This window comes from Erysipelothrix aquatica (assembly GCF_009828825.1).
GTDB classification, from domain to species: Bacteria; Bacillota_I; Bacilli_A; order Erysipelotrichales; family Erysipelotrichaceae; genus Erysipelothrix; species Erysipelothrix aquatica_A.
Map to the genome: position 1 here is coordinate 338,492 of NZ_WTTA01000001.1, position 16,267 is coordinate 354,758.

The 16,267-nt window shown below is 38.5% G+C and carries 15 protein-coding genes; 3 read left to right on the forward strand and 12 right to left on the reverse strand.

Annotated elements, in window-relative coordinates; genetic code table 11:
• Genes infB through GVV22_RS01695 form a run of 5 tightly spaced genes read right to left on the reverse strand, consistent with a single transcriptional unit; the run spans position 1 to position 4,466 of the window.
• Positions 1-1,851 carry a translation initiation factor IF-2 gene (infB, locus tag GVV22_RS01675; RefSeq protein ID WP_159648470.1) on the reverse strand — a complete coding sequence of 617 codons (1,851 nt, stop codon included), beginning with the start codon at positions 1,849-1,851 and terminating at the stop codon, positions 1-3.
• 21 nt (positions 1,852-1,872) lie between these two features.
• A complete protein-coding gene (locus tag GVV22_RS01680; protein WP_236261743.1) occupies positions 1,873-2,172 on the reverse strand; it encodes a L7Ae/L30e/S12e/Gadd45 family ribosomal protein in 300 nt (99 codons plus the stop codon).
• Positions 2,162-2,416 (reverse strand): RNase P modulator RnpM, encoded by a 255-nt coding sequence (gene rnpM, locus GVV22_RS01685; RefSeq protein ID WP_159636307.1) that lies wholly within the window; start codon positions 2,414-2,416, stop codon positions 2,162-2,164. The genes GVV22_RS01680 and rnpM overlap by 11 nt, the downstream gene beginning before the upstream one ends.
• A gap of 8 nt (positions 2,417-2,424) precedes the next feature.
• Positions 2,425-4,020, reverse strand: a complete 1,596-nt coding sequence (nusA, locus tag GVV22_RS01690) for a transcription termination factor NusA (RefSeq protein ID WP_159648471.1) — start codon at positions 4,018-4,020, stop codon at positions 2,425-2,427.
• A 14-nt stretch (positions 4,021-4,034) separates the two neighbouring features.
• Positions 4,035-4,466, reverse strand: a complete 432-nt coding sequence (locus GVV22_RS01695; protein ID WP_159648472.1) for a ribosome assembly cofactor RimP — start codon at positions 4,464-4,466, stop codon at positions 4,035-4,037.
• Positions 4,467-4,701: 235 nt separating this feature from the next.
• Here GVV22_RS01695 and GVV22_RS01700 point away from each other — a divergent pair, with 235 nt between their 5' ends.
• From GVV22_RS01700 to GVV22_RS01710, 3 genes are read left to right on the forward strand one after another with little or no spacing between them, the layout of a single operon-like run.
• Positions 4,702-5,118, forward strand: a complete 417-nt coding sequence (locus tag GVV22_RS01700) for a LytTR family transcriptional regulator DNA-binding domain-containing protein (protein ID WP_159648473.1) — start codon at positions 4,702-4,704, stop codon at positions 5,116-5,118.
• Positions 5,119-5,128: 10 nt separating this feature from the next.
• Entirely contained in the window at positions 5,129-5,959 is an 831-nt protein-coding gene (locus GVV22_RS01705; RefSeq protein WP_159648474.1) for a hypothetical protein, read from the forward strand.
• Positions 5,956-6,417, forward strand: coding sequence for a hypothetical protein (locus GVV22_RS01710; protein WP_159648475.1), 462 nt, complete (start codon positions 5,956-5,958; stop codon positions 6,415-6,417). The genes GVV22_RS01705 and GVV22_RS01710 overlap by 4 nt, the downstream gene beginning before the upstream one ends.
• 44 nt (positions 6,418-6,461) lie before the next feature.
• Here GVV22_RS01710 and GVV22_RS01715 read toward each other — a convergent pair whose 3' ends face one another.
• The 7 genes from GVV22_RS01715 to GVV22_RS01745 form a co-directional block, all read right to left on the reverse strand.
• Positions 6,462-6,755, reverse strand: coding sequence for a hypothetical protein (locus GVV22_RS01715; protein WP_159648476.1), 294 nt, complete (start codon positions 6,753-6,755; stop codon positions 6,462-6,464).
• Positions 6,752-7,156: a hypothetical protein gene (locus GVV22_RS01720; protein WP_159648477.1), complete on the reverse strand. Its 405-nt coding sequence runs from the start codon at positions 7,154-7,156 to the stop codon at positions 6,752-6,754. The genes GVV22_RS01715 and GVV22_RS01720 overlap by 4 nt, the downstream gene beginning before the upstream one ends.
• Before the next feature lie 110 nt (positions 7,157-7,266).
• Positions 7,267-11,568, reverse strand: a complete 4,302-nt coding sequence (locus GVV22_RS01725) for a PolC-type DNA polymerase III (protein ID WP_159648478.1) — start codon at positions 11,566-11,568, stop codon at positions 7,267-7,269.
• Positions 11,569-11,585: 17 nt separating this feature from the next.
• Entirely contained in the window at positions 11,586-12,266 is a 681-nt protein-coding gene (gene rnc / locus GVV22_RS01730) for a ribonuclease III (RefSeq protein WP_159636323.1), read from the reverse strand.
• A 28-nt stretch (positions 12,267-12,294) separates the two neighbouring features.
• The gene (locus tag GVV22_RS01735) at positions 12,295-14,253 is read right to left on the reverse strand and encodes an ATP-dependent DNA helicase RecG (protein WP_159648479.1); all 1,959 of its coding nucleotides are present in this window, start codon (positions 14,251-14,253) and stop codon (positions 12,295-12,297) included.
• A gap of 26 nt (positions 14,254-14,279) precedes the next feature.
• Positions 14,280-15,899, reverse strand: coding sequence for a DAK2 domain-containing protein (locus tag GVV22_RS01740; RefSeq protein ID WP_159648480.1), 1,620 nt, complete (start codon positions 15,897-15,899; stop codon positions 14,280-14,282).
• Positions 15,899-16,258, reverse strand: coding sequence for an Asp23/Gls24 family envelope stress response protein (locus GVV22_RS01745; RefSeq protein WP_159648481.1), 360 nt, complete (start codon positions 16,256-16,258; stop codon positions 15,899-15,901). Before GVV22_RS01745 ends, GVV22_RS01740 begins: the two co-directional genes overlap by 1 nt.
• Positions 16,259-16,267: the final 9 nt, after the last annotated feature.

The window sequence follows — 16,267 nt, forward strand, 5'->3', positions numbered from 1 at the left end:
TTACCTCTGTTCTACTTCAACTTCACCGTAGGATTCGATAACGTCTCCCATTTTGATATCATTAAAGTTCTCGATTGTGATACCACACTCGTAACCAGCAGCAACTTCTTTTGCTTCATTTTGGAATCGTTTTAGTGTTGCCATACGTCCTTCATAGACAACAACACCGTCTCGCATGAGGCGAATTCCAGATTCTTTAACCATTTTACCGTCTGTAACCATACATCCAGCAATAGTACCGACTTTAGATACGTGGTATAACTCACGAACTTCTGCTTGACCATGAATAACTTCTTTAAAGACAGGTGCAAGCATACCTTTCATGGCATGTTCCATATCTTCTACAGCTTTATAGATAATGTTGTAAAGTCGAATTTCAATACCTTCATCCTCTGCTTTTTTACGGATTGATGCAGTCGGACGAATGTTAAATCCAATGATAATAGCGTTTGATGCAGAAGCAAGCATAATATCACTTTCAGTAATTCCACCAACAGTGGAACGAATCACTTTAACAGCTACTTCTTTTCCATCACCAACTTCTACACGCTCTAATGCAGCTTTAACCGCTTCAGCAGAACCTTGTACATCGGCTTTAAGGATTACGTTGATGTCTTTGATATCACCGGATTCAATTTGATCGGATAAATCATCAAGGCTTAGTGCACTTGATTGGTTACGATCTTTTTCAATACGTGCATTATTACGTTTTTGAGCAACAGCACGTGATTCTTTCTCTTCTTTAAATGCTCGGAATAAATCGCCAGCAATTGGCACTTCATTCAATCCAATAATTTCGACTGGCATTGATGGAACCGCTTCTTGAAGCTCGCGTCCACGGCTATCAACCATTTTACGGACACGACCATATGTTGTACCAACGACGACAGGATCTCCTTGACGAAGTGTTCCTTTTTGAATTAATAATGTTGCGACTGGTCCACGACTCTTATCAAGTTTCGCCTCAATGACGCTACCGAATGCAAGACGGTTAGGATTCGCTTTTAATTCTTCAAGCTCAGTTGCTACTAAAATTGTTTCCAGAAGCTCATCGATTCCTTCTCCAGTTTTCGCAGAAATTTTGGCAAAGACTGTTTCTCCACCCCACTCTTCAGGTGTAACACCCAAATCAGTGAACTCAGAATAAATACGATCAATATTTTGCTCTGGTTTATCAATTTTGTTGATTGCTACAATAAGTGGCGCTCCTGCCGCTTTAGCATGGTCGACTGCTTCACGTGTTTGAGGCATAACCCCATCATCAGCAGCAACGACAACTACTACGATATCTGTTACACTCGCACCACGAGCACGCATTGCTGTGAAAGCCTCGTGACCTGGTGTATCCAAGAATGTAATTTTACGACCGTTATGTTCGATTTGGTAAGCACCAATATGTTGCGTGATACCACCAAACTCACCGTCAACAACTTTAGCATTACGGATTGTGTCGAGTGTAGTCGTTTTTCCATGGTCAACGTGACCCATGATAGTTACAATTGGTGGACGCTCTTGCAACATTGCAGGATCATCTTCGATTGTATCTTCAAGTGTTAAAGCATCGACTGCTTCAACTTTAGTTGGAGTCATGTCATACTCCATTGCAATAAGTTCAACAGTATCATCATCAAGAGATGTATTAATGGTTACCATTGTACCCATCATGAAAAGCAATTTGATAATATCAGCAGGACTCTTATTGATAAGTTCTGATAAATCTTTAACAGAAACTCCTTCTGTATAGTCAAACTCTTTTACTACGATATCTTTTGGTTTAAATGTGTCCTGGCTTTGTTTTTTGCCACGACCTTTATTGTTACGATTGTTTCTCGTTGGTTTTCTCTTACTCACTTATACAGTCACCTCTATTTTCTATAAGTTCGTTTTTAATACCTTCACCAAACCTGTGTCTGAAATACCGATTGCTACACGGTTATCCATACCAATTGCCCACGAAAGTTCTTCTTTCGAAATACCCGTGACAACATCAACATTGGCTGTTTTACTTTTATCGGTAATTTGTTTCTTCGTACGTTCAGATGCATTGTCAGCGAGAACAACTAGCTTAACACTGCGTTTTTGAATTGCAGGTAACAATTCGTCACCAGCTACGATTTTCCCGGCACGTCGGCATAGACCGAGACCGTTTAGAAATTTTTCTTTATTTAACATATTCACCCAACATTTCGTAAATAGCATCATCGACCTTGGTTTTTAAAGCCCGGTCGAGCGCTCTATTTTTCATTGCAAGTGATACAGTTTCAGGTTTACGTGAAATGTACGCCCCTCGGCCATTTTTACGGCCTGTTTCATCAATTTCTACGGTTCCTTCTGGGGTCAAAACGATTCGCAGAAGGTCCTTTTTTGGAAATTGCTCTTGTGTTACAACACATTTACGCATTGGAATTTTTTTCATAATAATTCCTATTCTTGATCATAATAGTTGTCAAATTCATCGAAGTCGATTTCATCCTCATACCATGAGTTGTCTTCAACTTCTTTTTGACGGTTGATTTCTTCAAGTTCTTCTTTTGTATACTCCGGAACAATTTCATATTCCATTTCTTTGAGAAGTTCAGCGGTATTAACAGGTTTCTCTTCTTCTTTATCACGACGTGGTTTACGACGACGGACTTGTTGTTCTTCTTGGCGTGAAGTATTTGCCAATTCTTCAAACTTGGAGACATATTCTGTACGTGGACGGAAAATATCTTTACGTTCAATTTTTGTTGTTTCTACTGACGGCGCTTCCTCAGCAACTTCAGGAGCCACTTCAACTCCTACAGTCTCTTCAATGACTTCATCAACTGGTACTTCTGTTGCTACTGTTTCAGCAACAACTTCTTCAGTACTTGCTTCAGTTTGATCCACTGTATCCATCTCAACGACAGCTTCGACTGTTTCTTCAACTTTCGGAGCCATTTTTTCATTAATTTCTGCTTGGTAAGCCGCCATTAATGACACGTAGTCAACACCTTCATTTTGTGCTTCAGATACAGATTTAATATCAATCCGTTGTTTTGTTAAGCGAACTGCAAGACGGGCATTTTTACCACGCTTACCAATTGCTAATGATAATTGTGAATCATCGACAATAACGACAAGACCTTTGTTTTCTTCATTTGGGAACACTGCAATAATTTCCGCAGGTGCCAATGCATTCTTAACAAGTTCAATCATGTCTTCGCTCCACTCAAAGATATCAATTTTTTCACCTTTAAGCTCTTCGATAATTGCTTGTACACGTTGTCCACGTGGTCCGATACATGCTCCAATTGGATCAATATCTGGATCGTGTGAGTATACAGCAACCTTCGTGCGTTCGCCCGCTTCGCGCGCAATCGCTTTGATTTCGACCTGACCATCAAAGATTTCAGGAACTTCATTTTCAAACAGACGACGTACAAGCATTGCATCTGCACGTGATACCAAGATTTGAGCACCTTTAGTATCTTTGTTTACATCTGTAATAACAACTTTTAGGGTATGTCCTTCACGGTACATTTCCCCTTCGATTTGTGCTGCGCGTGGCATCACTGCCAATGATTTTCCAAGGTTGACGACAACAAACTTCTCTTCAACACTTTCAACCATTGCCATTACCATTTCACCAAGTTGATCAATGTACTCGTCATACACAGCTTGTTTCTCAGCTTCACGAATTTTTTGTTTAATAACGTTTTTAGCTTGAGTTGCTGCTGCGCGACCTAATTCAACGATTGGTTGTTCTTCTTTATACCAATCTCCAACTTTTAAACCTTGACTATTGTCTTCGAGTTCATGGATTCCTTTTTCCAATTCATCGTCTTCTACTTCTTCAACCACAAGGAAATTGTGGAATAGACGCATCTCTTCTGAATTGGGATCAATTATTACTTCGACAATCGCATCAGGAACGCCTATTTGACGGCGATAAGCTTTCACTAATGAGTCTTGTAACGCTTCAATAATTACTTCTTTTGAAATATTGCGATTGTTTTCAATTTCTTGCATCGCTAATATGACATTTTTAACGTTCATCTAAAAATTTCTCCTTATACTTTAACTGCAAGGCGCAGGTATTTAATGTTTAAACGTTCAATTGTTACTTCTTTAAGTGCTGTTTTAACGCGATAGGATACAACGACAGCATCATCACTAACACTGACGACAGTACCTTCAACATTTTCAGCATCTTTAAATGTGTTCTTGAATTGAATGAACACATACTGACCTTCTATATCTTTGTAATCATCCGGTTCAATCATTCGTTCAGCACCTGCTGAACCAACATCCAAGCTGATTTCAAAATCTATTGCTTCACCAAATGCCTGTGCAGCCGCCGCGCACATATTTAAATCAACGGATTCAAAGTCTTGACGTGCAATGCTAATGTCAAGAATGTCCTTACCAATATACTCAATATCGATAATATTTAAGCCCATCTCATTCGCAACTGGTTGTAATTTTTCCAAATACTTTTCCATAATCGCTCCTTAAGACAATATATAAGGAGTGGCGTGACCACTCCTTGTTTCAAAGTATAGTAATATTATAGACTATTATTTCGTTGTTTGCAAATATATTGACACGTGCCTCAATTGACATTTTAAGCTCTCATTAATGCATATTATGTAGAATACGATGCATCTAACGTAACTTAGGGATATCACATTGTATTTCGCATTTTTACTCAGTATGATAAGTATAAGAGGTGACCTTATGAAAATTCAACTTGGACGTGGCATCGCTTCCGATAATATTGTTGAATCGTTAAAGCATGCCGAAATTGTAACTGAAAATGGTGAGTATGTTTTATACGAAAACAACCAACGTTTTTTAGTGACCAATGGCTATACAACACAGTATTTGAATAGCGGCGAAATCAGAACCGTCACGACCCAAGAATCTAGTTTGTTGGTTGAGACTGAAACGGATTCTTTTTATACTCATGATCCGCTCAAAACATTTGAAGTCTTACCCCTTCTGCGAATCAATAAATTTACAATTATCAATTTACATTATATCACTGATATTCGCGTCAAATTGAATATGAAATATGCTGTGAAGGTTGCGGGTTCATGGCATGACGTTAATCGAACTTATTATCATACATTCAAAGAACACATTGGTATCTAGGAGGACCTATATGAACCTGACTAATCTTTATTTAAAAGTGCTGGGTGTAATCGGACTTATTTTAATCTTTTGGCAATATCAACGATCGGCGCTAACCTACAACGCCCGATCCGCTTTAAAACAATCACCCAAACGCCGTTTCGCCTTATCTCACGGAGGCTTCGCAGTTACGATAATTGCAACATTTGTCTTCGGTACATTTTTGATTGTTTATACAAATACAATTAATACTGCTCAAACTCTCGCACAACAATGCGTCAGTGATCCGTACCCTTCAATTTTGGAAGATACTGGGGTATGTGTAAATAAATTTGGTTATGAAATTTTTTACGATCAAGAACAGGCGTTCCGATCATTTGAAAATCACTATCGTGATGAGTTACCCGCGAACTTTAGTAGCATCACCGTCAACAACATCAAATCACTATCATTTGGCGCAAATAGCTATTTAACCCCTAATATAAAATATTTTACAACAACTGCACTTAACGCCTACAACTTTCATACCAATGTCAGTACTGTCCCAAATACACATTTGTATCTTGTTGATAATACTTGGCTCGTTGATATCAAGCCAGTAATTCAAAAACCAGATAGCGCAGACATTACATTCGTAATAACCAATATGACATCAACACCCCAAAAGTTTTCAGCCTTTAATCCGATACTCCTCACCGATGGATCAACTATGGTTTCGCGTGATACTTTAGAACCTTTGAATGTGACCATTCCAGCTCACCAAGAGCAAAGCTTCACACTAACAATTCCTATTAAGGATCAACTTACGATTCGAATCAATGCTGCCAACCAAAGTTGGATTCATCAAGGAGGCCAGTCATGAAACAAAAACATCTCGATATAATTATTATTGTTCTCACCCTCTTCATTTTTCCGCTATACATGTTAGGGATATGGGGTGTGGGGTTTGACGCTGCTGATGAATCTTGGACATACCTTCATCGTAGTGTAGCTTCGATGCCCTATGTGATCGTCTATTTCTTGTATTTATTCATAATTATGCTGCTCTCAGCCATTCGCATTCAACGAAATACCCGAACATCACAACTCTTGATGTACACGTACATCACAACCCTTGCCATTCATGCATTATCTCACATGTCTCAGCACTTGTTGGAGCTCCATGCTTTATCCCGTGGGAGATTCGCTATCTCTTACTATACAACCGGCGGAATTGTACCCTTCATCGTATTTGTGTTATTTATTGGTCTACCAATCATTCTAATATTATTAAGCATCCTTTTGACTGTGACCAATAAACCTAAGCCAATTCGCATATAATATCGAAATAGCCACCTAATCGGTGGCTATCTAACAGTTTACAATCATTGGATGTTTTGATTCTGCTTGGCTGTATTTCCATCTCCAGGAGTGAAAAGTGCTTCAACAGCGAAACCATCTTCAAGCAGGATTGAAATCACCACAATCGTAATAATAATATAAACACCGTAACTGTAGAAAGACGCGAGACGGTATACTTCTGCGCTTTTCAGTAAGAAGTGTAGAAACGCAATGTATGCAAGAAGGTAAATTCCAGCAAAAATAATCATCAACGCGACATCAATATTGGATCCTTCCATCCACAATCCGACAGCTGATACCATGCCTATACCAATCACAACCACCCATAGATTTCGATCGACGTATTTGCCTTTCCAATACGTTGTTGGAACATTAGAGTATAAAGATAAGCGATTAACAAGCTTCCTGCAACAACGAATGGAATTAAATAGCCACGAAATACAACAGATTCTACATTAAAATATGTTCCAAAAGACAATCCGGTCCCAACCATATTGACTACAAAACATACAACATATAGTGTTTTATAATGACTATTTGTATATGCTGCACTATGAATAAATATGGTTAAGATTACAAGTCCCATACCAAACCACAGCATCCCCCACTCAAAGCTCAGCTTAGTAGCCAGCAATGTGGTCACAAAAAATATTAATATCGAAGCAAGAAACATCCCCAATACTTGCGTCATTAAAGTCTCGAGTTTTAGCCTTTTCAAGAACACCACCCTCTCTTTATCTTATTATAGCGTGTCTCTATCGTTTCTCAGAAAAAAGAGTGCAAGTTGCACTCTTTTTTGCTTAAGATGTCATAAAATCTTGCGAGATTCTAGAATAAACTCATCTGATTGGTTTCTTGTAAGTGATCAGTGACACCAAGCTCATCAAGTTTTTTGACTGTTGCCGCAGATATTCCACCGCGAGACATCAGATCTTTTTTAGATATAAACTCTCGTTCTTCACGAGCACGTACGATCTGATTTGCAACGTTATTTCCAAGTCCATCAACAACGTTGAATGGCGGAATAATCGCCGTTTCATCACGCGGATCCAGTTTATACTCAGTAGCGTCAGAATAATACAAGTCTAATGGACTAATTTTATAGCCACGACTCATTAACTCTAAGGTAACTTCTAACGTGTCAATCAAGTTCTTCTCTTTGATCGTAACTTGATTTTTAGTTTCAAAATTTTTCAAACGCGTATTGATATTGTTAATGCGACTTTGGACTGTTTCAATGTTCGTGGTTTGTGTTTCAATCTCATGCGCATTAACACGTAGCGTAAAGTATGAGCAATAGTAAGCTCTTGGGTGGTGAACTTTGAACCATGCAACACGGTTCGCCATCATAACATAAGCTACAGCATGGGCTTTCGGGAACATGTACTTGATTTTTAAACATGAATCAATATACCATTCCGGAACATTATTCTTGCGCATGGATTCAATCCAGTTCTCACGCAACCCTTTTCCTTTACGAACACTTTCCATAATATCGAAAGCTTCTTTCGCTGGTAATCCAGCATGCATAAGATAAACCATAATATCATCGCGACATCCAATAACTTCATCAAGTGTCATGCCCTTATCTTTGATTAAGTCTTCCGCATTTGTACGCCAAACATCTGTACCATGAGAAAGTCCAGATATACGAACTAAATCTGAAAACTTATCCGGTTTAGTCGCTTCAAGCATACCGCGAACAAACGGTGTTCCAAACTCAGGAAGTCCAAGTCCACCCGTAATCTCGTGATAGTTTCGTTCATCGACATGGAGTGCCTCCGTACTATTAAAGAGTGATAACGTCGGAACATCGTTCATTGGAACTGTTTTAACGTCAATTCCGGTAATGCGTTCGAGCATCTTCATAGCAGTCGGATCTACGTGTCCGAGAATATCAAGTTTTAAAACGTTGTCGTCAATATCATGGAACTCAAAATGAGTTGTATACCACGATGACTCAGGATTGTTTGCTGGATATTGGATCGGAGTAAAGTCGTGAACGTCCATGTAATCTGGAACAACGATGATTCCACCTGGATGTTGTCCAGTCGTTCGTTTGACACCCTCAGCACCATATGCAAGATAAGTATTCCATGCATTCGTTGAATCGGTAATATTCATACTCTCATTGTAGCCAAGCACATACCCAAAAGCGGTTTTCTGTGCAACAGTGGAAATGGTTCCGGCACGATAAACATAGGCTTCACCGAATATCTCTTTTGTATAGTTATGAGCATGTTCTTGATATTCACCAGAAAAGTTTAGGTCAATATCAGGAACCTTATCCCCCTCAAACCCAAGGAACGTTTCAAACGGGATATCTTGGCCATCACCAACTAATGGTTCCCCACAACTTGGGCACACTTTCGCTGGTAAATCGTAGCCACTTGAGACACTCCCATCCGTAAAAAACTCTTGGTGGTGACAGTTCAAGCAAATATAGTGAGGCGGTAATGGGTTAACTTCCGTGATTTCCGCAAGAGTCGCTACGAGCGACGATCCAACCGAACCCCGTGACCCCACCAAATAACCATCATCTAAAGATTTTTTTACAAGAAGATGGGAAATATAGTAAATAACCCCAAATCCGTTTCCAAAAATAGATTTAAGTTCGCGTTCAATTCGTGAACTTACGACCTCAGGTAGTGGGTCTCCATAAATACGATGCGCATTTTCATAAACGATATCTTCTAAGAGTTTATCGGAATTATCCAATTTTGGTGTGAAGAGCTCTCCTTTTTTTGGTGCCACATCGTCTATGGATTCCAAAAGTTTTACTGGATTTTTAATAACGAAATCATAGGCTTTTTGGTCTCCCAACCAAGCAAACGCGGCGAGCATTTCATCGGTTGATTTAAAATGCATATCGGGAGCTACAAAATTCATTCGTTTTTGTTCATTAAACATGAACAATGGGTGTCTTGAACCACCAATTCCTTGAGAATGAATGTAAACATCACGAATAACTTTCTCTTTAGGGTGGTTATAGTGCGCATTCCCTACCGCAATAATTGGTTTGTTAAGACGCGTTGCGGTCTCGATTATGCGATTAAGAATTGCTTCTAACCGTTTTTCATTTTCAATCTGTCCCATGTATATTTGTGGACCGTAGTAATCCAAGGGCATAATCTCAATATAGTCATAGAAGTCGATTGTTTTATCCAACGCTTCTTGGCTCTTGTTCATTGCGACTTCAAAAACTTCCGATGAGGTACATCCTGCACCAATTAGTAAGTTTTCACGGCGTGCAACCAGTTCTTCTCTAATAATCCGTGGTTCAGCCATGACAGCATCTCCTTTAGATGTATTCCCAAAGAACGCAAGATTTTTGGTATGTGAGATTGAAATCAACTCATAAAGACTTTTAATACCGGCTTCATTTTTCGCAATAACATTCGCATGATGTTTACGAACTTTTGAATAACCATTTTCATCACTCAAAGTTTGTAGATCATCAATGACTTGGAAGCCAGATAAACGAGAATCACGAATCATTTCCAAGAAGACAAGACTTAACACTTCCGCATCATAATCAGCGCGGTGAGCGACACTCTCATCGTAAGAAATTCTGAGTAAACGTGCAATCGCACCCAAACGATACGAACGGCGGTTATCATACATCGCACGGGCTAAATCAAGCGTGTCAATGACAGCATTTTGAAGCGGCTTACGGCCAAGTTTTCGCAACGTTTCTTGTAGAAAATCAATATCAAACTGAGCATTGTGTGCAATTAAAGGATCATCACCCATAAAATTTAAAATATCATCTATTGCTGTTTCAATCGGCTTTGCATTTTTAACATCATCATTAGAAATACTCGTAAGTTCTGTGATAAATGGTCGAATCGGAATCGGTGGTTTCACGAACGTTTGGAAATTCTCGACTACTTTCCCATTTCGAATCCGAACAGCTCCAAATTCAATGATATGGTCAAAGTAGTTGGATAACCCAGTTGTCTCCAAGTCAAAAGCAACATAATCACCACTATGAAGTGGTTGACCTTGAGCATGACTCACAATCTTTAAGTCCTGATCAACAAGATTCATTTCCACACCATAACCCAGTTTGAAATCATGATCAGGATAGTCTTTACGCATTCGTTTTAAAGCACCATATGCCTTAGGAAAGGACTGAACAGCTGTGTGGTCAGTAATAATCATTCCAGGATGACCCCATTCAAAAGCCTGTTTCATATATTCCGATGCATCACTGATTCCATCCATCTCGGAAAATTTGGTATGGAGATGGAATTCAACGCGCTTTTCGTGAGCTGTATCAAAGCGCTTAAAGATATCGCCAACCTCTTCATAACGATCCATTTTGAAAACATAATCTTTTTCAAATCGTGGTTCAAAGATGTAATTTCCGTAAACTTTGATACATTTTCCTTTTTTGATAATTTCATCTTCAGTTTTAGCAAAGTCTGTAATCACAATCGCAGCTTTACCATCTGAAATGTAATACTTAACAATGAAGTTTCCAGTACGGGTTTCGCGAACTTCTACTTCGAAGATTTCCCCTGTAACGGCCACATTATGTGCTTCATCCGTTAAGATTTCCATCGCAACGGTATTATAATCCTTACCACCACGACGCGGCTGACGCGATACGGTCTTGCGCTCTTGATGATCATCTGGACGTTTCATTTGTGGCATTACTACGATTTCTTTTTCAAGATTATCCACACGAACTTGCGTTAAAACATCACAATGAATTCCAAAAGCTTTCAGACCTTCTATAAGTGCGTCCAATTGACGGTCAGCATCTAAACGATGTGATTCATTATCGCAAATAATTGTGAGATTGGTATCATCAAGTGTATAGTGCGCATCTTTTATGGCACGTAATGCCAAGCGTGATGCGACAAGGTTCACATAACGATTCATATCTAAAGCAGTAATCGTCATTGATTGCGCAATCACCGTCACATTTGCCTTAGATTTGGTGTTAAGTTGTAATTTACGTACGAAGTCCTCAAAGACAGAAAAAGGTAACACACTGTTTACCTTGAGGATTAACTCGAGTACCTTTTCTGATTGATTATAACGGACTGACTCGACGCTTGCATCTTCATAAAATGGAAGATAGTCTTTATTAATTTTGATTGTATTTAATAACTGTTGCACGTACCGTCACTCCTTTATTATTTTACAAGTTTTTGAAATGCATCTTTAGCAGCTTGTTGTTCTGCTTTTTTCTTACTCGTTCCTTTACCAAGACCAAAGATAAGGTCATCCAATTTTACGACAACTTCGAACTCAGGAGCATTGGAAGGACCCGTAATATTAATGACATCATAGCTTACTGACTTACGGGAATCCGCTTGAATAAATTCTTGCAGTTTCGTTTTGTAATCCGTAATGCTTAACGACTGGAGATCTTCAAAGACTTCTTTAAGGACAACATCCAGTATTTTATTAACACTGTCAATCCCACTATCGAGATAGACAGCACCGATAAAACTTTCAAACAAATCAGCAATTATAGACTGACGTTGACGGCCACCATTACGTTCTTCACCTGTACCCAGTAAAAGATAGTCATTTAATTTTAAAAGTCGACTGTAATCAGCTAACGCTTCTTCACAAACAAGTTTGGCACGATAAAGTGTCATATCACCTTCACTGAAATAGTCCGGGTGTTTGAAAAGACGTTCTGAAACTGTAATCTGTAATACAGCATCACCCATAAATTCAAGACGTTCGTTATCTTCAAGCGCAACCGGTGCTTCATTCACATATGATGAATGCACGAAAGCATGTTCTATTAATTTTTTATTGTTATAAGGGATTCCTAACGAATCCAATAAATCCCATTGTGTCATGTTTATCACCTGTGTTTATTATACACGATTAAGTTGTCTTAAAATAGTCTTGTGATAAGACCGAATTTATGATTGCTTTATACTCTGGGTTCTCTTTATCCTCGGAAATATGCTTCGCATCAATTTTTGCCTGGTATAATATTTTTTCATCTTTTTCAATGTCACCCAGAATAAAGTTAGGAACTCCCGACTGTCGAAAGCCCAATGCATCACCAATTCCACGCATACGCATATCCATCATCGATAATTCGAAACCGTCATGCGATGATGCCAAGGCATTCAATCGTGCTTCCGCAATATCAGTATCAGAGCTGCTAAGCAAGAAACAACGGCCTTGAATACGACCACGACCTACACGACCTCGCAGTTGGTGTAATGTAGCCAATCCAAACTGTTCTGCATTATAAATTACCATCGTATTCGCATTATGGACATCCACACCCACTTCAATTACAGTGGTTGTCACAAGAATATCAATGTGTCCTGCATTGAAAGCCGCCATCACAGTATCTTTTTCGAAACTGGTCATTTTACCATGAAGCATCCCAACATGACGCCCTTTAAAGACTTGACTCAAATTCTTGTAGATGTCGTGAACATTTTTTACATTTGGACGTTCCCCTTCTTCGATCGCAGCACATACCACATAAATTTGTTCACCTTCATCTAAAACATGATTCAAATCGTCAAGAATAGTTCTCAAAGAGTTTTCTTTAATCACAAATGTTTCAGTCAACTTCCGATGGCTTGGATAACCTGAAATTGTAGATACACTCAAATCGAAATACAAACTATTTGCTAATGTTCGAGGAATTGGCGTCGCTGACATCATCAAAACATCTACCATCGTCCCTTTGTCAATAAGAGTTTGTCGTTGGCGCACACCAAAACGATGTTGCTCGTCAATAATCACGTATCCAAGATTGTTAAAAATGACATCTTCGGTGAGCACTGCGTGTGTCCCAATTACAAAAGACACCGATCCGGCCATTATTCTTTCTAAACAATTTTTTCGTTCTTCAGTATTTTGAGAGAGACCCACTACTGAAATGTCAGGAAACAGTGACTTGAAAGACGCAAGATGTTGGTTCATTAAAATTTCCGTAGGCACCATAAAAACAACTTGATAGCCTGCCTTAATAGCTGAAATTGCACTTAAAAATGCAACGACCGTTTTTCCAGACCCAACATCCCCTTGCAATAATCGGTGCATTTGTTGATCACTTCGAATATCATTCAAGATCTCAGACAGCGCATCATTTTGACTTTTTGTTAAGTCATATGGCAGTTGATTTAAGTACGACGTCAACACATCATTAGAGATTGCCTTTGCGATTCCAAATGAAAAACCCGATTGATTCAGCGCGACTGATAAATGGTAGCGCAAAAACTCTTCATACTTTAGTGTACGAAGTGCAGCCATAAGTTGCTCCTTGGTTTGTGGTCTATGAATCCACTGTAGTGCCTGTTGCTTCGATTGAAGTCGGTAGGTGTCTTTATAAATTGCTGGAACCGTTTCTTCAATTCGTATTGATTCTAAAATTTTCTTAATCAATCTTTCAACTTCATAATTTTTTATTCCCGCTTTTAATGGATAGCTCGGTTTTAATCCCAAAGTCTCCTCAAGGGGCTTATTGGTCACGGTTTTTGCCATCACCTTATGATCACTTTGTACCGTTCCTATAACGACGATTCCTTCTTTATAGTGATAATCTCGCAAAAAAGGACGATTGAAAATGGACACTTTAATTAACGTATCGTTTGAGAATACCTGGAAGTTTGTGACACTTTGATTTCCTTTGAAGCGCACTGTTCTAAAACCAGATGCAAGTTTTCCTTCAAATACAACAGTTTCACCTACAACCCATTCATCAATTGACTTTGTTTCATACGAATCGTAACGGTAAGGATAATGATTTAGAAACTGCTCAGGTGAAGAATAATCAAAAGTTTCGATGATTCGATTTTGCTTATCAGTTAATTTCATATAAGAGAAAAGAGCGAAAATCGCTCTTATTCAACTCCAATAATGTATGAGTAAACTGGTTGTTGTCCGTCAATGACTTCAACTTCGACATCATAATTTGATTCAATATGTGCTACAACAGTTTCTACTTCTTCTTCAGCAACACCTTCACCTGTGATTAATGTTACCAATTCGTTTTCTTCTGTAATAAGTTTGTCGATTAAAGATTGAGTTACACCGATACGTTCTGTACCTGTAACCACAATATCTTTTTCGAGAATTCCCATGAAATCATTTGCTTTAATTTCAAGAGATTCAAACATTGTATCTTTAATCGCATAGGTTACTTGACCTGTTTTTGTATTTGAAATTGCTTCAAGCATTTCTTCAAGGTTTTCTTGTACATCAACATCTGGATTAAACATTACACATGCTGCAAGACCTTGCGGAATTGTTTTTGTTTCAAGTACATGAATGTCTTTGTCCTCAAGAATATCTTGAGCTTGTTTAGCTGCCATTATAATGTTTGAGTTATTTGGCAAGATGAAAATGTGATCTGCATTAATACTTTCAATTTTTGCAATGAAGTCTTCTGTCGATGGATTCATTGTTTGACCACCGCTTATGATGTGTTCAGCACGTAACTCTTTAAACATCGCTTCAACACCAGCTCCCGCAGCTACAGAAACGATTGCATATTTGCTGTGTGCAATTTCTTTTGCTTTTGATTCAGCATCTAAAATTGTGTTGTGTTGCTCAGTCATGTTTTCAATTTTTAACTTAACAAATTCACCATATTTTTGTCCGATATTTAACGCGTTACCAGGCGTTAATGTATGGACGTGAACTTTAACGATGTCTTCATCCGTCACAACAACGAGTGAATTTCCAATTGCTTCCAATTGTGAACGTAACTTGTCTTCGTTGTAACGATCAGTCGATGTTTCGTCAACTTTAATAATGAATTCTGTACAGTAACCAAATTCATCATGTTCAAAATCAGTTTGAGCTGCTTCGATATCATTTGCACCTTCAATAAGGTCAATTGAAACACCTTTTAATTCTGAAAGGAAACCTTCTAATACTGTTGTATAACCTTTACCACCACTATCAACAACACCAACCTCTTTGAGAACTGGTAATAATTCTGGTGTATTATCAAGCGATATATTTGCTTCACGCACTAACACCTCGAAAAATTCGATTACATCAATCTCTGGATTTTCATCAACAAATTTACGTGTAGCATCAGCACTTTCACGAAGCACAGTTAAAATTGTACCCTCAACTGGACGCATAACGGCTTTATACGCCACAACTTTTCCGTTAACAAAGGCATCTGCCAATTCATTAACATTAACTTCCATTTTTCCTTCAACAGCTTGGGCAAACCCACGGAAAATTTGAGAAAGGATAACTCCTGAGTTTCCACGAGCTCCCATTAAAAGTCCACGAGATAATGTTTTTGAAAGTTCACCAATGTTTGATGTCATCACTTTCTTCGCATCATTTAATCCGCTTGTAAATGTCAAGTTCATGTTTGTACCTGTATCACCATCTGGAACAGGGAAAACATTCAGTGCATTAATTTCGTTGTATTTATTTGTTAGATTGTTTGCTCCACTTTGAAGCATCTTTAAAAAGATATCACCATTTATTGTTTTCATTATTTCACTACCTTGATCCCTTGAACAAAGACATTGATTGAGTTGAACTCTTGTTGCAATGACTTTTCAAGCATATACTTCGCTTTCTTTTGAACTTCTAAAACTACTTCTGAGATTTTTACATTATAACTGACAATAATGTAAACATCCAAATCGTAACCTGCATCGCTTTTACGTACGATTACACCTTTTGAGTAATTTTCCCCTTTGAGTAACTCAGCAAGTCCATCTTTAAATACTTGTTGAGAAGCCATTCCAACGACACCATAACTTTCTGTTATGACACCTCCGGCTAGCATCGCAATTGCATCATTCGAAACTGAAATCTTTCCAAATTCATTTGTTTTCTCGATTGCCATATTCTTCTC

Bases quoted from the DNA above. Each gene is read 5' to 3' on its own strand.
- nusA (WP_159648471.1), bottom strand. From the start codon at position 4,020: ATGAACGTTAAAAATGTCATATTAGCGATGCAAGAAATTGAAAACAAT.
- GVV22_RS01745 (WP_159648481.1), bottom strand. From the start codon at position 16,258: ATGGCAATCGAGAAAACAAATGAATTTGGAAAGATTTCAGTTTCGAAT.
- rnc (WP_159636323.1), bottom strand. From the start codon at position 12,266: ATGACACAATGGGATTTATTGGATTCGTTAGGAATCCCTTATAACAAT.
- GVV22_RS01735 (WP_159648479.1), bottom strand. From the start codon at position 14,253: ATGAAATTAACTGATAAGCAAAATCGAATCATCGAAACTTTTGATTAT.
- GVV22_RS01710 (WP_159648475.1), top strand. From the start codon at position 5,956: ATGAAACAAAAACATCTCGATATAATTATTATTGTTCTCACCCTCTTC.
- GVV22_RS01695 (WP_159648472.1), bottom strand. From the start codon at position 4,466: ATGGAAAAGTATTTGGAAAAATTACAACCAGTTGCGAATGAGATGGGC.
- GVV22_RS01680 (WP_236261743.1), bottom strand. From the start codon at position 2,172: ATGTTAAATAAAGAAAAATTTCTAAACGGTCTCGGTCTATGCCGACGT.
- rnpM (WP_159636307.1), bottom strand. From the start codon at position 2,416: ATGAAAAAAATTCCAATGCGTAAATGTGTTGTAACACAAGAGCAATTT.
- GVV22_RS01700 (WP_159648473.1), top strand. From the start codon at position 4,702: ATGAAAATTCAACTTGGACGTGGCATCGCTTCCGATAATATTGTTGAA.
- GVV22_RS01740 (WP_159648480.1), bottom strand. From the start codon at position 15,899: ATGAAAACAATAAATGGTGATATCTTTTTAAAGATGCTTCAAAGTGGA.
- GVV22_RS01705 (WP_159648474.1), top strand. From the start codon at position 5,129: ATGAACCTGACTAATCTTTATTTAAAAGTGCTGGGTGTAATCGGACTT.